The sequence below is a fragment of the Kitasatospora sp. GP82 genome, from assembly GCF_029892105.1.
Taxonomy (GTDB): domain Bacteria; phylum Actinomycetota; class Actinomycetes; order Streptomycetales; family Streptomycetaceae; genus Kitasatospora.
Map to the genome: position 1 here is coordinate 101,966 of NZ_JARZAJ010000006.1, position 20,322 is coordinate 122,287.

Genomic DNA, 20,322 nt, shown 5'->3' on the forward strand with positions numbered 1-20,322 from the left:
GCAAACTCGGAAAGAGGAAAGCAATGGCACCGATCCTGCTCGCGCTCGTACCCCCGCAGGGCCCGACGACCGGAGGCAACACCATCACCCTCGTCGGCACCGGCCTGTCCGGGGCCTCGGCGGTCATGTTCGGCAGCACGCCCGCGACCAGCTTCACCGTCCTGTTCGACGGTGCCATCACGGCTGTCGCCCCGGCCGGAACCGGCGCGGTCCAGGTCACGGTGGTCACGGGCGCGGGTACCAGCAACGGCGGCGCCTACCGCTATCTGTAGGACTGTTGGTCATAGGCGCTCCCGCTCGGGTGCGAAAACCTCAGTTCGGTGAGACGTGATCCACGACGGACAGTGCATGAACGCCCCGCAAGCGGGTGAGGCGAGCTCCGGTGGTGCCGCGGCACCACCGGAGCTCGCCTCATGAATGCCTTAGCTCGCCTCACCGCGGCCTCGACAGAACGCACCCCGACGGGAACATGGCCGGTCTGCCATGTGCTTGACCAACACGCGGTCTGCCGATGCTCGTAAGATCCACAGCAGCAGAAGACGGTGAGCTACGTGGTCCCGGACCCGGTCTGCACCACAGCGGCGACCTGGGCCGCGGACGGGATCACGAAGCGGCGGGCGCAACACCGAAGCGCACCGCCGTAGCCCTTGCGATTCCACTGCCCGTCGGCGTGGCCGACGTGTCGGCGGACCTCGACGCACGACTGCTCACATTGCTCACCGAGGCGGAGGTCGTGGCGGTCTCCCCGTGAGGACGGGGTGAGCCCCGGCTGGCGGGGGTACGCCGGTCAGGGCTCGTGTGGAGGTACCGCTCGGGCGGGGCTCACGTAGGCCGCCCGCAGCCCGAACGCGGTCTACGGCCGGGAAGCGCGGCTGCCAAGCCGACCCGTATCGGAGTGGAGCGCGGTGGTCTTGCAGCCGGTCAGACAGCAGGTCCGGCAGGACAGGCACCCGCAGCGGTGGCTGTGCCACGACCGGTAGAGCTCTGAACCGGTCCCCTTGCCATGTCTGCGCGTCGTCGACTCATGCTGATCGGGACGGTGACGGGGGTGGCCCTGGCGACCCGGCGTCTGCCCCCATGCGAACCGGTGACGGCTGGCACCAACCAACGGCGGCCCGCCGCACCAGCCGACGCCCGAACGGCAGCGGCTGGTGGATCCAGATCCTCTACGGGGGCGCCCATCGCAACATGACGGCCTTGATGCCGACGTTCCCTGCGCGCAGGGAAAGCCAGCGGACACGCCGACTGCCACGTTCCCCCGGCGAGGGATGGGCGGCCCACCGGTGTGGATGGTCATAGTTACGCACCGGCACGAATATGCCAGCAACACTGCCGACGCCAAGTCACTCGGATGGCTCAACATGCGAGCAGCCGGAAGCCGCCCGCAAGAGCCCCTTCCACGTCTACCGCAACCAGGCTCACCAGCAACGACATCCTCGCTCGCGGCAGCGAAGCCGATCGGGCGCGGTCTGCGGACTGCACGCCCCCGGCGAGCAACGATGAAGCCAGAGCCGCTTTCTGACCAACTCCCGCCACACTGGACGCCAGGTCGGCAACAGACAGCGCATGGACGAAACCCCCATGGTCATCAAGTGCCCGGCCCTCGGCCGACAGGTCACGGCCCATCCAGCTCCAGCACCGCAGATACCCACTCCAGGTTGGCCACCCCGCACACCGAACCGCTCCGGGCGACGCCGCGCAGCGTGCTCGCCCGCGGCGGCGATTGCCATGTACCGCGGTCGTCACCACCTTTGGCAGGCCGGACCGGCGCACCCGCTACCCACGGCGCTCGCGTGCTGTTCCCACCGATGCTGGTCGTTCTCACCCGCGCGAGTGGGCGGGCGCCGGCCACACGCCGACAGCGGCTGCTCGACGGGCGGGGCACGCGACTGCGATAGCGCTCGTACGCCTGGACTTGGGCCAGGAGCTTGCCCATTGACATGCCGACGCGGTCCAGCTCCGAATAGGCCGGGCTTGCGCCCGGCCGGTTGCGGCCGCCGGCTGAGCATCCGCCCGGCGGGCCGGCGACTGCTGCGCCTGCCCGCGCTGTGGGGGGCCGCCCGCCCTCGGTGGGCTGGGTCCGGCTACTTGGGCCGGGGGACGTTCGCGGCGAACTCCCCCATCATGTTCCCCGTGGGGTCGTAGTCGGCCACAATGTAGTGCCTGTGGCCGGCGCTGACGGCGTATCCGATGCCCATCAGCCTCGTACTCTTCCAGACGACCTGGGTGAAGCATCCGACCTTGGGGAACTCCTGATCGGTGGGGTCGCGGTCGTAGATGCCGTTGTAGTCCTTGACCCCGTCGTACCAGGACTTGACGGGTGCGTCGCCGCTGACGCTGAAGCTCGAGGAGGAGTTCCACGCGTAGTACAGGTTCTCGCCGTAGAGGCCATCGGGCCGGTGCTTGAACTCGTCCTTGGCCGCCAGCTTGTCCGCCCACTCCTGCGCGTAGGCGTTCAGCCGGTCGCTGAGGGCGAGCCGGGGAACACCGTGACGCATCCGGTAGGTGTTGTGGGCACCCAGAGCCTCGGCACGGAAGGTCTGCAAGTCGGCGGCTGAGTCGGCCGATACGGCATGAGCGGGAGCGGCCACGGCCGGCAGCAGAGCGACGACCGACAAGGCAGTGACTGACACGCGTCTGAGGGTCGCAGAAAGACCAGAGAACATCTTCATGTCCTGTCCAACGATCATCCACCCGCATGGTTTCTGTCCTGGATGCGTTCGCCCGCCCGCCAGACCCGCTGCGCCTGGCACGGCGTCGTTCTGCGCCCCGGCCCGGGCCTGGCGCCGCCGCCAGGGCCGCGATGTCACCGGAGTGAGAAGCCGCTCCTCGGACGCCCACCGTCGCACGGTATCGGCGTGATCTTCCAATTCGGCGAACTCTTCCCCGATGGTGCGCGCGGAGTGGCGCGTCTGCGGCTCGCCCGCGTTGGCATTCGTCACAATGAGCTTATGTCGCTGGTTACTTCGCTCATCTACCGCCGCCGCCACCCGCTGTTCGGCCGGCTGGTGCAGGAGTTGCTCGCGCTCTACGGCATGGAGGTGCCAGCCGCCGTCGAGGTCGGGCCGGGGCTGTTGGTCTACCACCGGGGCTTTGGCACCGTGCTGCACCCGTACACCACCATCGGCGCCGACGTGACCCTCTACAACGGGGTCACCATCGGGCGAGCCGACCCCTGGGTACCGCAGGAGAAGAGCCCGATGGAGCGGATCGTGCTGGAGGACGGGGTGGTGGTCTGCGCGGGCGCGAAGATCATCTGCAAGCGCGGGGTGCTGACCGTCGGCACCGGAACCGTCATCGGGGCCAACGCCGTGCTAACCCGTTCGACCGGCCGCGACGAGATCTGGGCAGGCACTCCGGCCCGGCTGATCGGCCCGCGACGTCAACCCGGTGCCAGCCGTGCTCGACGGTGCTGACGGTGCTGACGGCCGTGTAGTGCCGACGGGCTTGACGGCGTGCAGGATGCGCATGCCCCGTAGGCCGGTGCTGTTCTGCCGGAGGTGGGGTCCGGCGGCGCGACACCGCTCGGCAAGCCGGTCGGCGCCGACGCGCAGCTTGAGGTAGCTGCCCACCCTGCCCAGCGAGGAGCTGCCCTGGCGGCACTGGCTGCCGGAGACCGAGCGCGCCGCCTGCGCTCGTGAGCTGCTCGCCGACTTGGTCGCGGGGGCGGGCACCGGCCTCCTGCTGCCCTTAGCGCGCGACCTCGCCTCGCGGCGGACCACGGCAGAAGTGTGGTCGGGTCCTCAGCCGGTCCGTGAACTGCAGGATCCGTTCCCGCGCGACGGGCCGGAGCTGGACCGCCCAGAACCACAGGACGTGGCGTGACCGGGCGCGGGGTGGAACTTCATGCAGAGGTGTGTTGCAGCGCAGCTGCCCGCACACGGATTTTCACGCGGGGCACGCACGGTGGCCGAGCAGCAGCCTCGTGAGCGCGGGTCCTGGGCGTGATCGCGGCTGTAGGGGCGAAGAGGCGGGTGAGATCGGCGGTCCGCGCAGGGCGCGGTAGCAGTGTCACGACCGCTCCGTTTCCCGTAGCCGAACGCATAATTGACAGCCTTGCATGTCATCTCTCGCCTGGGTGACGGGACATCTGGCGGAATCAACGGTCACGGCCTTGAGGTGGGCTGCCGACACCTGCCGACGCTCGCAGAAATGGCCGATGACCACTCGTTCGAGGGTCGGGCGTCCTCAAACGGCTTGCGACGGCTGCCGACGCTCTACTGTCGACCGTGTGCCTGTCCGGTGAGGCAGCCGGTAGTCAAGGCCTCACACGTGGGAAGGAGTCCCGGCTTGCTGCCCGAGGTGGAACTTCGCGATCCGAAGCATGCTCAGGTCAGCGCGGATGAAGGCGCGAGCGCCGATCAGGCCGCCCAGTACCGTGAGGCGGCGCAGAGAAGTGCGAGGCTGGCGTTCGCTCACGACGCAATGTCCAAGATCGGCACCACATTGGATCTGGACCAGACCATCAAGGAGCTGTCCGAAGTGGCGGTCCCGCTGTTCGCGGATTTCGCCTCCATCCACCTGCACGACCGGGTCACCGCGCTGGAGGACTCCTCGTCGCACATCCCGAAAGGCTCCGTGGTGCTGCGCCGGGTCGCGGTGGCCCACGAGGGTGATCGGCACCGATGGGACAGCCTCCGCACCGGTGATGCCTTCGTCTACCTCGCCGACACACCGATGACTCAATTCCTGACAGTCGGCGAACCCATCCTCATCCCTCAGGTGACCGAGGAGAGCCTGCGACAACTCCCCGAACAGCTCGACACCCCGGCCACCCGACAGCTACTGCTGGACTCCTCCCTTCTGGTCCTGCCACTTGCGGCCCGCGGCGCGGTACTGGGTTTCCTCGCGCTCGTGCGCGGCCCGGACCGACACGCCTTCGACAGCACTGACATGACGGCCGCTCGGGAACTGGCCGCGCGGGCTGCCCTGTGCGTCGACAACGCCCGGCTGTACACCCGCGAGGTCCGGGCTGCCACCGCGTTGCAGCGCAGCATGCTCCCCAACGCGTTGCCGCAGCTTCCGGGCGTGGAGATCGCCTACCGCTACCTGCCGGGCAGCGACGCGGCACAGGTGGGCGGGGACTGGTTCGACGCGATCCCCCTGCCGGGCCGGCGGGTGGCGCTGGTGGTGGGCGATGTCATGGGGCACGGTCTGCGTTCGGCCGCGGTGATGGGCCAGCTCCGTACCGCCGTACAGACTCTGGCGGACCTCGACCTGCCCCCGGCGCAGCTGTTGACCCACCTCGACCACCTCACGCAACGTCTCGGCGACGCTCACCTCGCCACCTGCCTGTACTGCGTCTACGATCCGGTGGGCCGCAGCTGCACGATCGCCAACGCGGGGCACGTCCCACCGGTCCTCGTCCATCCGGACGGCAGAAGTGAGCTCCTCGAACTGCCGTCGGGGGTGCCTATCGGGGTGGGTGGAGTCGCCTTCGACAGTGTCGAACTCCCCGTAGCCGACGGGAGCCTGCTGGTCTTGTGCACCGATGGCCTGGTGGAGACGCGCAATCAGGACATCGAGGTCGGACTGGCGGCGCTGCAGCGCAGCCTCGTCTCTCTCGCTCCCTCGCTCGACGAGAACTGCGAAGCCCTCCTGCGCGGACAGCAGGCCGACGACCGCCGCGACGACATCGCCCTGCTCATGGCGCGATTCCACGGTATTCCCCCGGGCAATGTCGCGACCTGGACGTTCCCGGCCCAAGCAGCGCAGGTTCGTTCGGCTAGGGCCCTGGTCCGCGAGACACTTGTGGCCTGGGGGCTGCATGAGCTGTCCGACGTCACCCAACTGCTCGTAAGTGAACTGATTACCAACGCCGTGCGCCATAGCTCGGGACCCGTCGGTCTGCGCCTGGTGCGGACCGACGTCCTGCTCTGTGAGGTCACCGATGATCATCCAGCCCCACCCGCACTGGCGCGGCCGTCCGACACTGACGAGCACGGACGCGGCATTCGCCTTGTCAACCAACTCTCGTCCCAGTGGGGCTGCATCCGAAGAGCCGCCAGGAAGACCGTGTGGTTCGAACTCTGAGCGACTCCAGGCCAAGGTGCCCATCGTGGACGGCCTCAGCGTGCTGCATTCCGGGCCCCGGTTAGCGGTGCGCGGGCATGGTTTCGCGTCTTCCCCGACCCGGCGTACCTGTTGAGTCGGCGGCACTCGTCTTCGGGCGAGAGGGCTACACGCGGGCGAGCGTCGACGCGATCGCCGCCGAAGCGGGCGTATCCAAGCGCACCATCTACAACCACTACGCCGACAAGGAGCAGCTGTTCCTGTCGGTCGCTCTGGAAGGCGCCACTGCGTTCTCCGAGACCATCACCGAGATCGCCGACCGCCACCTGCGCAAGATCGTCGACCTGGAGGAGGACTTGATCGCCTTCGGCATCGACCGGGCGAAGGCCGTGGTATCGGCCAAGGAGCACTTCGCGCTCGCCCGGACGATCCGCGCGGAGGCCAGCCACATCCCGCCCGACGTGCTGGACGCGTGGGCGGAAGCCGGGCCGCGCAAGTCGCAGCGTGACATCGCCGAGCACCTCGCCCGGATCGCCGACCGCGGGTTGCTGGTGATCGACGACGCCGACGAGGCCACGAACCACTTCACACTACTTACCTTCACCAACGTGGCGGACCAGTCCTTCTTCGGCGCGATTCCCATCGCCGAGTCGGCGTCCGGATCGTCACCGGCGGCGTGCGGACGTTCCTGCGCCTGTACGCGCCCGGCTTCGGGTGAGACTGGCGCGGCCGTCGGGCCCGGCATGCTGGACCTGCACGCCTCAACCTCCAGCACCACGGCATCACCAGGCCGGTCTGGCGAACTCCCGCAGCCCCGCCATTCGCGCTGCCCCAGCGCGGATCGGACGCCGCTGGCGCCTGTCGGAAAGCGACAAAGGAATCCAGCCGAAGTAGCCAAGCCAAGCACCCGCCTTGAGGCTCGCCTTGCGGCATCACTGCAGCTGCGCGACGACTCGGATTGGCGTGAAGCCCGAAGCCCAGAGTCGGCGGCATTGGCCTAGCGTTGAATCATGGGCGCCGACCCGGTGAGGTTGTTTCTCTGCGGCGACGTGATGCTCGGACGGGGCGTCGACCAGATCCTTCCGCACCCCGGTGATCCGAGGCTGCGAGAGCCGTACCTCCGGGACGCGCGGGCATACGTCGAGTCGGCGGAGGCTGTGAACGGCCCGATTCCCCGTCCGGTCGACTTCTCCTGGCCCTGGGGGGAGGCCCTGCAGCTGCTCGACGAGGCCGCGCCCGAGGTCCGGGTGCTGAATCTGGAGACGAGCGTTACCCGAAGCGACGACTTCGCGCCCGGGAAGGACATCCACTACCGGATGACTCCGGACAACCTTCCCTGCCTGGCCGCGGCCCGGCCCGACGCGTGCGCGCTGGCGAACAACCACGTGCTGGACTTCGGCCACCTCGGGTTCGTAGAGACGCTCGGCGCCTTGGCAAGAGCGGGGCTGCAGGCGGTGGGGGCGGGCTGGGACGCGAGCGCGGCCCGGCAACCCGCGATTGTCGCAGTCGACGGCGGCAGGCGGGTGCTGGTCTTCGCGTTCGGGACATCCTCCAGCGGGATTCCGCAGACGTGGGCCGCGGCCGAGAATCGGGCCGGCGTCGACTTCGTATCTGAAGCGTCGGAGGCTGACGCAGCCGAAGTCTGCGATCGAGTACGGCAGGTGAAGCGATCGGGCGACGTCGTGATCGCCTCGATTCACTGGGGGTCCAACTGGGGCTACACCATCTCCCGAGCTCAGATCCGCTTCGCGCACGCGCTGATCGACGGCGGAGTCGACGTGGTGCACGGGCACTCTTCGCACCATCCCCGCCCCATCGAGGTCTACCGCGGAAAGCTCATCCTCTATGGCTGCGGCGACTTCATCGACGACTACGAGGGCATCCCCGGCTATGAGCAGTACCGGGACGACCTTCGGCTGCTGTATTTCGTAACGGTGGAGCCGGATACCGGAAAGCTGGTCGGCGCACGCATGGCGCCGGTACAGGCTCGGCAGATGCGCCTTGGGCACGCCTCGCGCGAAGACTCGGAGCAGGTACGGGAGGTTCTCGACCGGATCAGTCGCGGCTTCGGTTCACGAATCGATCTCGGTCCGGACGGCGTGCTCAGTCTCCGGCGGTTGTAAGGGAGGCGGATGTGACCAGACACCTTTCTCCCGCTCCCGAAGATCTCGTCCAGGCCGCCCGTGAAGTCGGCATCAGCCCACTCTGATCGCTCGTCTGGCCGCAGACGTCGTGAGCATCGAGATGTGGCCGGTGCTGGTTCGGCACGCCCGGCGGACTCTCGCCCGCCAGGGCATTCACAATGTGGAGCTGTGCGTCGGGGACGGCAGCTGCGGCGTCCCGGACCGCGCCCCGTACGACGCCATCCTCGCCTCGGCCGCGGGCCTGGCCCGTCCGCCTACAACACCGACCCGACGACAATCTGCCGGCTGGTCCCGCTCGACCGCACACCCCGTCGAGACGGCCCGCCGGCTCACCCTCGCCCCCGGGCGCTTGCGTGTGGCCCGCGATGACCCGTCAACGCCGCTCGAACGAGTGAAATCGAGTCGCTTGCCACCCGCTGCCCGTGCGGCGCCGGCGGTATTGCTGCACGCGATCGCGGGCCAAGCAGCTTTGGGCACCATCCCGCCACGCTGCGTATTCAGACAGCATCAAGATCCAGCACCGCAGAAGCCCACTCCAGGCTGGCCGGTGGTTCAGATCCGTCCTCGGACACCAGCAGGAACCCCACTTCATGTGGGGTTTTTTTCGTTTTCCGGCCACGACGCAGCCGTCACGTGACCAACGGAGCCGGCGACTCCTGGCCAGACCAGGGCGGCAGCCCGAGTCGGCCCGCTCCTCCTCCTGGCACTCCGTCTGCCGCTTGAGCACGTTCATGACGGCCCGGTCCATGTAGAGGACCCCCGGCAAGGAGGGCACAAGCTTCACGATCCCGGTGATTGGGTGACGGCCCGGTGGACGTCACCAACTCCGGCTTCGGCAGCGGCCGTTAACTGTATGGAGGCGGGGTCATTCAGTTGCTGCCCCCAGGGTCTTCACAGTTGACTGTTTTTTAGTGAGGAATTACTCAGGCTTGGGTCCAATCCTGAGAGTTTGCTGGGAACTTCGGACAAGCGTTCCCGAACCGGAGCGACCCCCACCTTCCGGAGGATCCCGTGCGACCCCGCTCGCTCGCCCTTGCCTCGGCACTCGCCGTACTGCCCCTGACCGTGGCGTCCCTGGGCGCCACGACCGCCTACGCCGCGCCGACGCCCCACGTCTCGGCGCCCCGGGTGGCCCTGCCCAACACCGTGACCCCGGCGGTGGCCCACTCCCAGAAGCAGGGCGATGTCCCCGCCGCCCAGCACATATCCGTCGCGGTCAGCCTCAAGCTGCGCAACACCGCAGAGCTCAACCGGTTCCTGGCCGCCGTCAGCACCAAGGGCGCTCCGGAGTTCGGGCAGTACCTGACCCCGGCTCAGTTCACCGAGCGCTTCGGCCCGACCAAGGCCGATGTCGACCAGGTCCGTTCCTACCTTGAGGGTCAGGGCCTGAAGGTCACCTCCGTCAGCGCCAACCGCCAGGTGGTCAACGCCACCGGCAGCAACGCGCAGATCGCCAAGGCCTTCGGCACTCACGAGAGCCGCTACGTCGACAAGCTGGAGAACAAGGCGTTCTTCGCCAACGACGGTGCCGCCTCGGTGCCGGCCTCGCTGGCCGACGTGGTCCAGGGCGTCTCCGGTCTGAACAACAAGACCGTGCGCACCACCCGGATCGCCAAGCCGAAGGCGGCGACCCCCAAGGACACCCCGAGCGGTGTCACCCCCGCGCAGTACGACGGTGCCTACAACCTCGACAAGATCAGCGCCGACGGCACCGGCACCACGGTCGCCCTCTGGGAGTTCGACGGCTACGACTCCAACAACCTGACCACCTACGACAGCCAGTTCGGCCTCTCGGGCCCGGCCGTCAGCACCGTCTCGGTCGACGGCGCCAACTACGACAGCTCGCCCGGCCAGGGTCAGGGCGAGGTCGAGCTGGACTCCGAGATCGTGCGCGGTGCCGCCCCCAAGGCGACCCAGCTGGTCTACGAGGCCCCCAACAGCGACCAGGGCGAGATCGACATGGCCGCCCAGATCGTGTCGGAGAACAAGGTCTCGGTCATCTCCATCTCGTGGGGCTCCTGCGAGCCGGACACCACCGCTTCGTCGATGACGGCGGTGGACAGCTCCTTCAAGCAGGCCGCCGCCCAGGGCATCAGCATCTTCTCCGCCTCCGGTGACGACGGCTCCCGCGACTGCACCCGCTCCACCAGCGGCTCCTCGGTCAAGGCGGTCGACTTCCCGGCCTCGGACACCTACGTGACCGGCGTCGGCGGCACCAACCTGAGCGTGAACAGCGACAACAGCTACTCCTCGGAGAGCGCCTGGAGCACCGCCGGCGGCGGCGTCTCCACCCAGTTCGCCCAGCCGAGCTGGCAGACCGGCACCGGCGTGAGCGGTTCCATGCGCACCGTGCCCGACGTCTCCTCCAACGCCGACCCGGCCAGCGGCTTCGCCATCTACACCGGCGGCAGCTGGCAGGTCTACGGCGGCACCTCCGCCGCCGCCCCGCTCTGGGCCGGCTACGCCGCACTGTTCAACCAGAAGGCCACCGCGGCCGGCCAGTCCGCGCTCGGCGAGGCCAACCCCAAGCTGTACTCGATTGCCAACGGCAGCAGCTACGGCTCGGCCTTCCACGACGTCACCACCGGCGCCAACCAGGACTTCTCCGCCGGCACCGGCTACGACCAGGTCACCGGCTGGGGCTCCCCGGCAGCGGACGGCCTGACCAACGCCCTGCTCGGCGGCAGCCAGTCCTCGTCGAGCAACGAGTAACAGCACCGACACTCGGACACGGCTGCCGGTACGGGGATTCTCCCCCGTACCGGCAGCCGTGTTCCCACGGCACCTGACGGCGCTCAGCGGCCGTCTCGTTCGGGTGGCGAAGGGCGTTCGTGGTCGACGGGGTGATTCGTGACCTCGCCGAGGTGCGCGAGATGGGCTTTCCCGTCTTTGCGAGGGGAGTCATGCCCGTCCCGGGGACCACGGCGGCCGTTGGGCCGCTCAACGGCCGGGTGCGGTGCGGCGGTGTGAACGTGAGTGCCGGCGATATCGTGGTGGCCGGCGAGGAGGGCATCGTGGTAACTCCCGGGGCCCGTCGGGAACAGGTGCTCCTCGACGCTCGGACGAAGCCGGCCAAGGAGGCCGAGGAATCCCTCGGTGCGTGGGAGGCGGCGCATCGCGCCCGCATCGACAGGATCCTGAGCGGAAACGGCTTCGAAGACTGACCGACGTCCCTGCTACCGGCAAAGGCCCGGTGGCTGACGCGTGGATCGAGAGTGAGTGATGGGTACGTCTGCGCCGCCTGGACGCCACCTCCGGTGGCGTGCTCCAGGCCGCCGGGCTGCTGTTCTTCGCCTTCGCCGGCTACGCACGCATCGCCACCCTCGGCGAGGAGGTCCACGACCCGCAGCGCACCATCCCCCCGCGCGATCCCGCTCGCTCTGGGCATCGCCCTCGCCGTGTACGCGGGGGTCGCCCTCTCCGTTCTTGCCGTCCTCGGCCCCGACCGACTCGGCCGTGCCACAGCGCCCTTGGCGGATGCGGTACGCGTCGCCGGTGCACCGGGCCTGGCTCCGGTGGTGCGGGCCGGTGCGGCCGTCGCGGCGCTCGGCTCACTGCTCGCGCTGATCCTCGGGGTCTCGCGCACCACATTGGCCATGGCCCGCGACCGCCACCTGCCGCACTCACTCGCCACCGTCCACCCGCGCTTCCATGTCCCGCACCGCGCCGCGCTCGCCGTCGGAACGGTGGTCGCGGTCCTCGCCGCCGTCGCCGACCTGCGCGGCGCGATCGGCTTCTCCTCCTTCGGCGTCCTCGTCTACTACGCCGTCGCCAACGCCTCCGCCTGGACCCTCACCCCCGCCGAAGGCCGCCCGGCGAGGCTCGTGCCGGTCGTCGGTGCGGTCGGCTGCCTGGTCCTGGCCTTCGCCCTGCCGCCGGCCTCGGTGCTCTCCGGAGCGGCCGTGATCGTGCTGGGGGCCTTCGCGTACGGCCTGCGCAAGGTGCTCGCCCGGGGCTGAGCGGCCGTCCCGCCGGCCAGCACGGCGTCGCCGGTGCGGTGAACGTCGTCGCGCTGCTGGCCTCCCGGCGGGCGGACAACATCAACGGTTCCGAGTTCATCATCGACGGCGGTCTGCTCAAGGCCGTCTGATCCGGCTGTCACGGACAAGGAGTCAGACATGCCAGATCTGACCGGCAAGACCGCGCGCGGCTGACGCGGGGCCGTGGCGCGCGAGGGCCGACTTCAAGAGGCCGCTCGCGCGCCACGGCGTTCGGCGTCAGTCGGGGCCGGTGCCGGGCGTCCGCCGCCTACCGCCGCCGACCGGACTCGTGACGGGCTTCCCCGGCGTCTGTGCGAGCACGAGTTCGGCGATCGTACGGGCCCGGCGCGCCGGGCCGTCGGTGCCGAGCGCCTGCACCGTCGCATAGCTGCCCTCCAGCGCCAGGAAGAGCTGATCGGCGACCAGATCGGGATCGGCCACCGGCAGGGCCCGGCTCAGGTCGAGGAACCGCCCGTGCACCCACTGCTTGAGCTCGGCGGCCTGCCGGTGCGCTCCCCGGCTCGGTTCCGGGAACTCGCCCAGCGCCATCATGAAGGGGCAGCCGTGGCAGATCTCGGGCCGCAACTGTTCGGGCAGTGCGTCGAACACCGACAGCACCCGGTCCCGCGGGTCGTCGCCGCCGGCCGACACCGCCGCGTCGAACCACGTGCGGTAGCGCTGGGCGGCGCGCTCCACATAGGCCTCGACGAGGTCGTCCTTGGAGGCGAAGACCCGGTACAGGGTGGTGGGCGCCACCCCGGCCTCGGAGGCGATCCTGTCGACGCCGACCGAGCGGATTCCCTGCCAGTAGAACAGCTCGTGCGCGACGTCCAGCACGTGCTCGCGGGTTTGCGCTGCCGTCCGACGCACGGGATCTCCCTTTTCCGGGTGGAGTAGCAGATGTAAGGGAACGTTCCCGAACACAGCCTACGCCAGCCCGGCCCCACCGCCCCGTACCCCGGCGCCATGCGGCGCCCGGTGCACGACAGGCACTCACCAGGGCAGCGGGACCGCCCTGATGGCGGCCGGCAACGCCGCGATCTACCGCCGCCCCGGCATCCAGGCTGTGCCCGTCACCGGCATCGCCCCCAGCCGGCTCGCGGTCGCCACCGAGCCGGGGGCGAAGGGCGCGGTGATGCGCCGCGCCCTCGACTTCGCGGGCCGTAACGGCTGCACGATCGACACCGACGGCGCCGTCGAGGGCATCCACGCCACCCGGGCGAACGGTGACTGGGTCCATGTCCTGCCCGACCCGGTCGAGCCCAGCACCCACATCTGGGCCGAAGCCGCCGACCGGACGGCCGCCCAAACCCTGCTGACCACCTGGACCGGCCACCTCACCGACGCCCCCGGCGCCGCCGCCTGACCCGCGCGGTGCCCCGCACCGAGCCCGAGCCCGGCGCGGGGCACCTCCGCGGGCTCTGCCCCGCCACCCGGGCATCGCCCGGCTGTCTCCAGGCTGTGCGCCACCGGTGGTGGGGTGTGCGCTACCAGTAGTGGCGCCGCCCGCCGATCGCATGGCCCAGCGCCCCGAGGACCCACAGGATCAGTCCGATGACGACGAGGATCATGCCGATTGTCCAGAGAATGGCGATATGGGCGATGAATCCGATGACAAGGAGAACGATTCCGACGACGATCACGGTGACCTCCAGATGCAGGGTCCAGCCGAGGCGGCGAAGCCGACGGCAGGGGTTGGGAGGGGACCGTCCACGGCTGGTGCGGCCCCCGCCGCCACAGACTGCGTCTAACCCGTTTCGTCTCATTCAGGCCCCTGCGGCGGACCTTTCTGCAGGAGGCGCCCGTTCCCGGTACGGCGCCGGCCGAGCGCGTGCCCGGGATCGAGGAGAGCGGGCCTGACGCCGGCGGTGTGCGGCCCGGCTGTACGCAAAGAGCGCCTTCTACCTGTTCGGGGCCGGGCGGACGGACGGGGCGGCCACGTTGAGCCTCCCTTCGAGCACCGGCCAGCGGAACTCCTCCGCTGCGGCCCGGTGATCACCCGTCAGCCGCAGCAGCACGTCCCGCGCCGCGCGGTTCGGCGGCTGAGCCCGGCTCGTCCCGGCCACGCTCAGAACGGCCGCAGTTCGGGGCCCGTGTGGTCGACCGCGCCTATCGCGTCGGGGTGGGCGAGCAGGGTGTGCAGGCCACCGGGCAGGCCGTTGCGCAGGGTCTCGTTCCCGGCGACCGCGAAGAGGAAGAACATCGTCTCGAACTCCTCCGCGCTCAGTCCGCCCTCCCGCATCCGAGCCAGCACACTGCCGACGCTCGGCCGTTCGGCCAGTGCGTAGGCGTAGGCGTAGGCGTAGGCGTAGGCGAACATATCGGCCAGCGCGGCCCGCGAGCGCGGGTTGAGGGGCCGGCCGTCCGGGCCGGTCAGAGCGGCGGGGCGCTGGGCGAGGGCTGTCCGGCCGAGCTCGGTCAGGCCGTCCGGGTCGGCGGTGCTGGAGTGGGCGTACTCGGTGTGGGAGCATGCCGTGCTGTGCCTGCCATGGTCCGGCCAACTGGCCGGGGAGGACGGCGGGTTGTCCGGTCAGGTGCCGACGGCGGCAGCACAGGCGAGCGCGGTGGACGCCTTCCCCCGCTGAGCGCTCGCCAATGCGCGGCGGGCACCCGACCGCAAGGGCCCGGGTACCCGTCGCGCGCCGATCACACCTTCTCCGCGCAGATCGCCGAGACGAACTCGGCCACCCGCTCCTGCGGCAGCCCTCGGGCGATGTCGGCCTCACTGATCATGCCGACCAGCTTGTGGTCGGGGTGGTTGATCACGGGCAGGCGGCGGACCAGGTGCTGCTCCATCACCCGCAGCACCTGCTCGACGTCCTCGTCCGCCTCCACCACCAGGGGCCGTCCCTGGGCGAGTTGACCGGCGGTCGCCTTCGTCGGGTCCAAGCCCTCGGCGACGCACTTGAGGACGATGTCGCGGTCGGTGAGGATCCCCAGCAGCTTCTGGTTCTCTCCGCAGATCGGCAGTGCGCCGACGTCCCGCTCCTTCATGATCCGGGCCGCTTCGGCCAGGGTCTGGTGCTCCCGGACGCACTCGGCTCCGGGGTGCATGATCTGTCTCGCGGTGGTCATTGTCCGGCCTCCTGCCGTGCGTGCTCAGCCCCATTACTCCCATCGTGGTCCGGGCCACCCGGCAGCGCCACCGGGGTCCGCTCAGCCCTCCGGCCGACCGTCCGGCAGGCCATCGGCCTCCGCCTGCCCCTCACCCCGCGCCGGTGGGGCCCCGGTCGGGACGGAACCGCTCGCGGTGGAACCGTTCGCGACGGAGTCCGGCAGGGGGGAGACGGCGAGCACCTCGTCCAGCGAGGGCAGTTCCAGCTGCTCCACCGCGCGGGCCCGAGGCACCTCGCCGGCTTCGGGCGGCGACGCCGACAGCTCGGGCCCGGCGGCTGCCGCGTCGCCGCCCTTCTCCTCCCCGCCCGCGGATTTGGTCGCGTTGTCCAGGAACCGCAGCAGCTCCACCGGGAAGGGCAGGACGAGGGTGGAGTTCTTCTCCGCCGCCACCTCCACCACCGTCTGCAGCAGCCGCAGTTGGAGCGCCGCCGGCGCCCGGCTCATGATCGTGGCAGCCTCGGAGAGCCTGGCCGAAGCCTGGAACTCGCCGTCCGCCGTGATGATCCGCGCCCGCCGCTCCCGCTCGGCCTCCGCCTGGCGCGACATCGAGCGCTTCATCGACTCGGGCAGGGCGACATCCTTGATCTCCACCCGGTCGATCTGGATGCCCCAGCCCAGCGCGGGGCTGTCCAGCATCAGTTCAAGACCCTGGTTGAGGGGCTCACGATTGGCGAGCAGATCGTCCAGTTCGCTCTTGCCGATGATCGAACGCAGCGAGGTCTGAGCGACCTGGGAGATCGCGAACTGGTAGTCCTGCACATTGACGGACGCCCGCACCGGGTCGACGACCTTGAAGTAGACGACCGCATCCACCCGCACCGTCACGTTGTCCCGGGTGATGCCCTCCTGCGCCGGGATCGGCATGGTGACGATCTGCACGTTCACCCTGCGTATCCGGTCCGCCACCGGCATCAGCACGACCAGTCCCGGCTGCCGGATGTGCTCGCGCACCCGGCCGAACCGGAACACCACGCCGCGCTGCCACTGCTGCACGACCCGGATACTGAGCCCCGCCCACACGGAGACCAGACCGGCTGCACCCAGAATCGCGTCGACAATGAGCATAGCCGTCACCTCGGCAACCCGAATCCCCAACGGACCCGGTTCCACGCTACTCCGCCAAGGGCCCCGCGCGATCGGAGCGGCCGGCCTAGGATCGCCGCATGACCGGCGCACCACCACCGCCCCACGACCCCCCGCCGCACGGCCACCCCGCGGACACCGTGCACACCCTCGCCGAACTGGATGCGGCCGTCACCGGCTGCCGGGCCTGCCCGCGCCTGGTCGACTGGCGCGAGGAGGCCGCCCGCGTCAAGCGCCGGGCGTACCAGGACTGGGAGTACTGGGCACGTCCGATCCCCGGCTTCGGACCACGCGACGCCTCACTCGTCCTGGTCGGCCTGGCCCCCGCGGCGCACGGCGCCAACCGGACCGGCCGGATCTTCACCGGCGACCCCTCCGGCGACCTGCTCTACGCCGCCCTCTACGACCTCGGCCTCGCCTCCCGGCCGACCGCCGTCAGCCGCGACGACGGGCTCGAACTGTACGGCGTCCGGATCACCGACCCGGTCCGCTGCGCACCGCCCGACAACAAGCCCTCCGTGTCCGAGCGGGACACCTGCCGTCCTTGGCTGGCCAGGGAGTTGGCCTTCCTGCGGCCGACCGCACGGGCTGTGGTGGCGCTCGGCGGCTTCGCCTGGCAGGCGCTGCTCCCCCCGCTGGCCGCAGCCGGGTGGGAGCTCCCCCGGCCCCGCCCCGTGTTCGGACACGGCGCACGGGTGGTGCTGCCGGCCCTAGACGGGGGTCCGCCGCTGGAGCTGTTCGGCTGCTACCACGTCAGCCCGCGCAACACCAACACCGGCCGGCTGACCACCGCCATGCTGCGCGAACTCCTCGCCGACGCGGCCCACGCCGCCGGGCTTCCCACCCGGGAGGCGGCCGCGCGGTCGCTCAGCTGAACCCCGGCGGCTTGCGCGCCTTGCGCCAGACCTCCGGCAGCCGCTCCCGCGCACGCTCGGCAACCGCCAGCTGACCGCCGTACAGCACCCCGTAGCCGAACGCCCGCTGGCCGTCGGCGCCGCCGGCCAGCTCGCGAAGGGCCTCGCGGGCCACCACGCTGTCCTGGTGCGCGCCGAGCAGTTCCTGGAGCGCCTTCATCCGGGCGGTGAACCGCTCTCCCGGCGCTCCGGCCGTCTCGCCCGCGTAGCGGGCCCACTTGGCGGCCTTGCGCGCCTCGTGCAGCGCCCGGTCGCTCTCCTCGCCGGGAGCGGCCCGCCGGGCCTTCCTGAGCCGGGACGCCGTACGGCGCTGCTCGCGCCTCGCCAGCTCACCGATCCCGGGCAGGTCGGCCTCGGGTGGCGAGTCGGCCAACTCCCGCAGGGCGCCGAGCAGGGCCGGATACCTGGGGCTGTCCAGGGCCGCCGTCACCGCGGGCCAGGCCCGGACGTACCGATCGCGCGACCAGTCGGCGAGCGCGGCCGCCAGCGCCTGGGGCTCACAGTCGGGCGGCAGCTCACGGGCCTGTGCGATGAGCAGTTCGCCCAGGACCTCGCTGTCGCGGGCCTGTCCGAGTGCGGCGCCGAGCCAGCGCAGCTCCCGGCCGAGCCCGGCGAGCGGCGGGCCGTACGGGCGCAGCGCGGCCCGCAGCCGCCGGCAGGCCACCCGCATCCGGTGGACGGCGTCCGGCGCATCCGCCCGCACATCCGGTTCGAGCCCGGCGAGGACGGCGGTCTGCTCGGCGATCCGGGCGTGCAGCAGCGTCCCCGCTGTCGGAACCGCCCGGTGCGGCATGGCGCCCGCCTCTCGTGAACTTCCAGGCTATGCGGCCCTGCCCACACCGGTCGACCATGGACGACCTCAGGGGCGCTGGGCCGGTCGCGCGCGCAGTCGATCAAGCAGAGCCCCGCGCCCCTTGGGCAGTGCATGCCTCAGGGCCGTAGCTGGATCGCCAGGGCGAGGGTGTAACCGACGAGGGCGCCGAAGAAGCCCACGGCGGTGGCGTGCCGGGCGGTGAACGGGAGGGCGGCGAGCGACGGGTAGAGCAGGACCGCGATCGCCGCAGCGCCGTCGGCCACGTACAGACCCGTCGGCGGCACCACGTTGGTGGAGTGCGCGGCCCAACCGGTGGCCACCAGGAAACCGGTGAGCAGGACGAAGCCGGAGAGCAGCCCGGATCCGATGCTGGACAGGGCCGGGTGCGGGGAGTCGTCCGCCGCCTCGGGGGACGGTGCGGGGCGCAGCCGTTGGGCGGCGGCGAGGCTGCCGAGAGCGACGGTGACGGCTACGGCGGCGCCGATGAGCGGGGTGAGGTTCAACTGCGGCTCCGGATGGCGGGGAACGAGTGCGCGACGGCCGCCAGCGCGGCCGGGAGCAGGACGGTGAGGAGCAGGACGGTCGCCCAGACCACGGGGTCGAGGCTCGGTCCGGCGGTGGGCCCGGCCGCCGGCGGCGTGGGCGGAGGCGGTACGGCCACGGCCGAGGTCGCCGCCGGGGTCGGCGTGGGAACCGCCTCCTGCGCGGGAGTCGGGTGCGGCGTGGGCGAGCTGGATGGTTTCTGCGGGTGCGGCACGACCGCTGTCGCGGTCGGGCTGGGTGTGGGCGACGGGTGCGGCTGGACCGGGCTCGGCGGCGCGGGCGGCGCGGGCGGCACCGGCGGCTGTGGTGGTGACGAAGGATCAGGTGAGGGCGGCGTCGGCGGAATTGGCGGTGTCGGCACCGGCGGGTGAGGCGGATGCGGCGGTGGTGGTGGCGGCGGCGGTTCGGGGGGCGTCGGCGGGATCGGCAAGGGCGGCGTCGGGACGTCGGGCGGGCAGCCGGGATCATCGTCCATCGGCCGATTGTCCATCGCTCCGAAGCGGCACGGTGGGACGATCACCCACCCGCTTCCCGTGATCGCCCCACCGGGTGACCACCTCCGAACTGTCTTGCGATCCAACGTCTTTCACACAGCAGAAGCGTTCGACCCGACAGCCCTGCTGTGCCACGATCGTCCTCGCGCAGCCCGCCGCCACAGCCGCCGCAACCGAGGGGCCCCGAGCGAGCGAAGCGAACACCGCGTGGAACGGAGTGGACGTATGAGCCACCTGAACGGCTTCACCACGCTCGGCTCCGAACTGACCGAGACACCGCTGCCGGTGGAGTTCGACCCGCAGACCCTTCGCTCGCCGGGCGTGGTCGACACGCCGTGCCCTACGGCTTCCACGGCCTCTTCACCCGCTCCTGAGCCCCGACCGGGTCCGGGTCCCGGCCGGGCAGGCCCCATGCGCCCTCGTGCCCGCCGGTGGGCCCGTGTCATACTCCGAGCACCATGACTGACAGCCAGGCGACCAGGGCTCTGCGAGCAGCGGTGTTCACCGCGCTCGCCGTTCCGCTGTCCGCACTCGGCCAGGTCATGATCACTGGGCGTCAGCTGCCGCTCAGCCTGGTGTTCGTGGCGACGGCCGCCGTCTTCCTGGTCGCGCTCCCCGCCTCCGGCACCGAGCGGCGCCTGCTGCACATCTCGGCCGTCCTGGTACCGGTCGAACTGCTGCTGAACACCGCCTTCAACCTCGGCCAGGACGCCTGCGCCGCTCCCTCGCACGGTGTCGACCTCCTGGTCTGCGGCGGGGGTTCGGTCAAGGAGTCGTTCCTGACGACCAGCGCGCCGGGCACGGCCCAGGCCCTGGTGCTGATGGTGCATCTGCTGCTCGCCCTCGCCGCCGCGCTCTGGCTGCGCCTCGGTGACGCTGCGCTCTGCGGCCTTGCCGAGGCCTGCCGCGCGCTCGGCGAGCTGCTGGCCTCGCCGCTGCGGGCCGTCCTGCTGCTGGCGCCGCTGCCCGGCCGCCCCGACTCCCTGGCGCCCGCACCGGATGCCCAGGACGCTCTCCCCCGCCGCGCGGACGTGGTGCTCACCCCCGCACCCCGGCGCGGCCCGCCGGCCCCGGCGCTCGCCCTCGCCTGCTGACGGCGTCCGCCACCTCCGGGTCCTCGCACCCCGGCCCGGTCCGGCCCGACCGTCCGTCGGCCCACTTCTCCCCCTCCCACGGGCGGCCCCGCCCGGCCCGCGCCTCGCGCGGCCCTGCGGCCTGCCC

General features: G+C 70.8%; 22 protein-coding genes and 2 pseudogenes. 14 read left to right on the forward strand and 10 right to left on the reverse strand.

The genetic code is table 11. The features are described from left to right. The first annotated feature begins 23 nt into the window (after positions 1 to 23). Positions 24 to 272, forward strand: coding sequence for an IPT/TIG domain-containing protein (locus P3T39_RS08260; protein ID WP_280696704.1), 249 nt, complete (start codon positions 24 to 26; stop codon positions 270 to 272). A gap of 1,812 nt (positions 273 to 2,084) precedes the next feature. On the opposite strand, the gene P3T39_RS08265 is transcribed toward P3T39_RS08260, so the two are convergent. Continuing rightward, positions 2,085 to 2,633, reverse strand: a complete 549-nt coding sequence (locus tag P3T39_RS08265; RefSeq protein WP_280696705.1) for a CAP family protein — start codon at positions 2,631 to 2,633, stop codon at positions 2,085 to 2,087. 318 nt (positions 2,634 to 2,951) lie between these two features. Here P3T39_RS08265 and P3T39_RS08270 point away from each other — a divergent pair, with 318 nt between their 5' ends. The 8 genes and pseudogenes from P3T39_RS08270 to P3T39_RS08305 all read left to right on the forward strand — a co-directional run. Further along, positions 2,952 to 3,416 carry a hypothetical protein gene (locus tag P3T39_RS08270; protein WP_280696706.1) on the forward strand — a complete coding sequence of 155 codons (465 nt, stop codon included), beginning with the start codon at positions 2,952 to 2,954 and terminating at the stop codon, positions 3,414 to 3,416. A gap of 874 nt (positions 3,417 to 4,290) precedes the next feature. Then, positions 4,291 to 6,033 carry a serine/threonine-protein phosphatase gene (locus tag P3T39_RS08275; RefSeq protein WP_280696707.1) on the forward strand — a complete coding sequence of 581 codons (1,743 nt, stop codon included), beginning with the start codon at positions 4,291 to 4,293 and terminating at the stop codon, positions 6,031 to 6,033. A gap of 77 nt (positions 6,034 to 6,110) precedes the next feature. Further along, on the forward strand, positions 6,111 to 7,013 hold the full coding sequence (locus P3T39_RS08280; protein WP_280696708.1) for a TetR/AcrR family transcriptional regulator: 903 nt from the start codon (positions 6,111 to 6,113) through the stop codon (positions 7,011 to 7,013). Positions 7,014 to 7,022: 9 nt separating this feature from the next. Beyond that, on the forward strand, positions 7,023 to 8,135 hold the full coding sequence (locus tag P3T39_RS08285; RefSeq protein ID WP_280696709.1) for a CapA family protein: 1,113 nt from the start codon (positions 7,023 to 7,025) through the stop codon (positions 8,133 to 8,135). A gap of 109 nt (positions 8,136 to 8,244) precedes the next feature. Next, positions 8,245 to 8,793 carry a hypothetical protein gene (locus P3T39_RS08290; RefSeq protein WP_280696710.1) on the forward strand — a complete coding sequence of 183 codons (549 nt, stop codon included), beginning with the start codon at positions 8,245 to 8,247 and terminating at the stop codon, positions 8,791 to 8,793. A gap of 374 nt (positions 8,794 to 9,167) precedes the next feature. Then, positions 9,168 to 10,868 carry a S53 family peptidase gene (locus tag P3T39_RS08295; protein ID WP_280696711.1) on the forward strand — a complete coding sequence of 567 codons (1,701 nt, stop codon included), beginning with the start codon at positions 9,168 to 9,170 and terminating at the stop codon, positions 10,866 to 10,868. Between the two features lie 101 nt (positions 10,869 to 10,969). After that, positions 10,970 to 11,320, forward strand: a pseudogene (locus P3T39_RS08300) (RraA family protein); the annotation flags it as partial. 80 nt (positions 11,321 to 11,400) lie between these two features. Further along, positions 11,401 to 12,115 (forward strand): annotated as a pseudogene (locus P3T39_RS08305) (APC family permease); the annotation flags it as partial. Positions 12,116 to 12,373: 258 nt separating this feature from the next. Here P3T39_RS08305 and P3T39_RS08310 read toward each other — a convergent pair. After that, the gene (locus P3T39_RS08310; RefSeq protein WP_280696712.1) at positions 12,374 to 13,006 is read right to left on the reverse strand and encodes a TetR/AcrR family transcriptional regulator; all 633 of its coding nucleotides are present in this window, start codon (positions 13,004 to 13,006) and stop codon (positions 12,374 to 12,376) included. A gap of 148 nt (positions 13,007 to 13,154) precedes the next feature. On the opposite strand from P3T39_RS08310, the gene P3T39_RS08315 reads away from it, so the two are divergent. Then, positions 13,155 to 13,502, forward strand: coding sequence for a hypothetical protein (locus P3T39_RS08315; RefSeq protein WP_280696713.1), 348 nt, complete (start codon positions 13,155 to 13,157; stop codon positions 13,500 to 13,502). A 121-nt stretch (positions 13,503 to 13,623) separates the two neighbouring features. Here the strand turns inward: P3T39_RS08315 and P3T39_RS08320 are convergent, their stop codons facing one another. The 3 genes from P3T39_RS08320 to P3T39_RS08330 form a co-directional block, all read right to left on the reverse strand. Continuing rightward, a complete protein-coding gene (locus tag P3T39_RS08320) occupies positions 13,624 to 13,779 on the reverse strand; it encodes a DUF6131 family protein (protein ID WP_280696714.1) in 156 nt (51 codons plus the stop codon). Between the two features lie 258 nt (positions 13,780 to 14,037). Further along, the gene (locus tag P3T39_RS08325) at positions 14,038 to 14,202 is read right to left on the reverse strand and encodes a hypothetical protein (RefSeq protein ID WP_280696715.1); all 165 of its coding nucleotides are present in this window, start codon (positions 14,200 to 14,202) and stop codon (positions 14,038 to 14,040) included. A 2-nt stretch (positions 14,203 to 14,204) separates the two neighbouring features. After that, entirely contained in the window at positions 14,205 to 14,456 is a 252-nt protein-coding gene (locus tag P3T39_RS08330) for a hypothetical protein (RefSeq protein ID WP_280696716.1), read from the reverse strand. A 118-nt stretch (positions 14,457 to 14,574) separates the two neighbouring features. On the opposite strand from P3T39_RS08330, the gene P3T39_RS08335 reads away from it, so the two are divergent. After that, positions 14,575 to 14,721 (forward strand): hypothetical protein, encoded by a 147-nt coding sequence (locus tag P3T39_RS08335; RefSeq protein ID WP_280696717.1) that lies wholly within the window; start codon positions 14,575 to 14,577, stop codon positions 14,719 to 14,721. 61 nt (positions 14,722 to 14,782) lie between these two features. Here P3T39_RS08335 and P3T39_RS08340 read toward each other — a convergent pair whose 3' ends face one another. Together P3T39_RS08340 and P3T39_RS08345 are read right to left on the reverse strand one after the other, a co-directional pair. Further along, the gene (locus tag P3T39_RS08340; RefSeq protein WP_280696718.1) at positions 14,783 to 15,211 is read right to left on the reverse strand and encodes a CBS domain-containing protein; all 429 of its coding nucleotides are present in this window, start codon (positions 15,209 to 15,211) and stop codon (positions 14,783 to 14,785) included. A gap of 81 nt (positions 15,212 to 15,292) precedes the next feature. Beyond that, positions 15,293 to 16,318 (reverse strand): slipin family protein, encoded by a 1,026-nt coding sequence (locus P3T39_RS08345; RefSeq protein ID WP_280696719.1) that lies wholly within the window; start codon positions 16,316 to 16,318, stop codon positions 15,293 to 15,295. Positions 16,319 to 16,416: 98 nt separating this feature from the next. Between P3T39_RS08345 and P3T39_RS08350 the strand changes: the two genes are divergently transcribed. Next, on the forward strand, positions 16,417 to 17,211 hold the full coding sequence (locus P3T39_RS08350) for a uracil-DNA glycosylase (RefSeq protein WP_280696720.1): 795 nt from the start codon (positions 16,417 to 16,419) through the stop codon (positions 17,209 to 17,211). On the opposite strand, the gene P3T39_RS08355 is transcribed toward P3T39_RS08350, so the two are convergent. The 3 genes from P3T39_RS08355 to P3T39_RS08365 form a co-directional block, all read right to left on the reverse strand. After that, entirely contained in the window at positions 17,204 to 18,043 is an 840-nt protein-coding gene (locus P3T39_RS08355) for a CHAD domain-containing protein (protein WP_280696721.1), read from the reverse strand. The two genes, P3T39_RS08350 and P3T39_RS08355, sit on opposite strands and share 8 nt — an antisense overlap. Before the next feature lie 137 nt (positions 18,044 to 18,180). Beyond that, the gene (locus tag P3T39_RS08360) at positions 18,181 to 18,567 is read right to left on the reverse strand and encodes a hypothetical protein (protein WP_280696722.1); all 387 of its coding nucleotides are present in this window, start codon (positions 18,565 to 18,567) and stop codon (positions 18,181 to 18,183) included. Beyond that, the gene (locus tag P3T39_RS08365; protein ID WP_280696723.1) at positions 18,564 to 18,725 is read right to left on the reverse strand and encodes a hypothetical protein; all 162 of its coding nucleotides are present in this window, start codon (positions 18,723 to 18,725) and stop codon (positions 18,564 to 18,566) included. Before P3T39_RS08365 ends, P3T39_RS08360 begins: the two co-directional genes overlap by 4 nt. 61 nt (positions 18,726 to 18,786) lie before the next feature. Between P3T39_RS08365 and P3T39_RS08370 the strand changes: the two genes are divergently transcribed. Together P3T39_RS08370 and P3T39_RS08375 are read left to right on the forward strand one after the other, a co-directional pair. Beyond that, positions 18,787 to 18,978 carry a hypothetical protein gene (locus tag P3T39_RS08370; protein WP_280696724.1) on the forward strand — a complete coding sequence of 64 codons (192 nt, stop codon included), beginning with the start codon at positions 18,787 to 18,789 and terminating at the stop codon, positions 18,976 to 18,978. Positions 18,979 to 19,559: 581 nt separating this feature from the next. Beyond that, a complete protein-coding gene (locus tag P3T39_RS08375) occupies positions 19,560 to 20,195 on the forward strand; it encodes a hypothetical protein (RefSeq protein WP_280696725.1) in 636 nt (211 codons plus the stop codon). Positions 20,196 to 20,322: the final 127 nt, after the last annotated feature.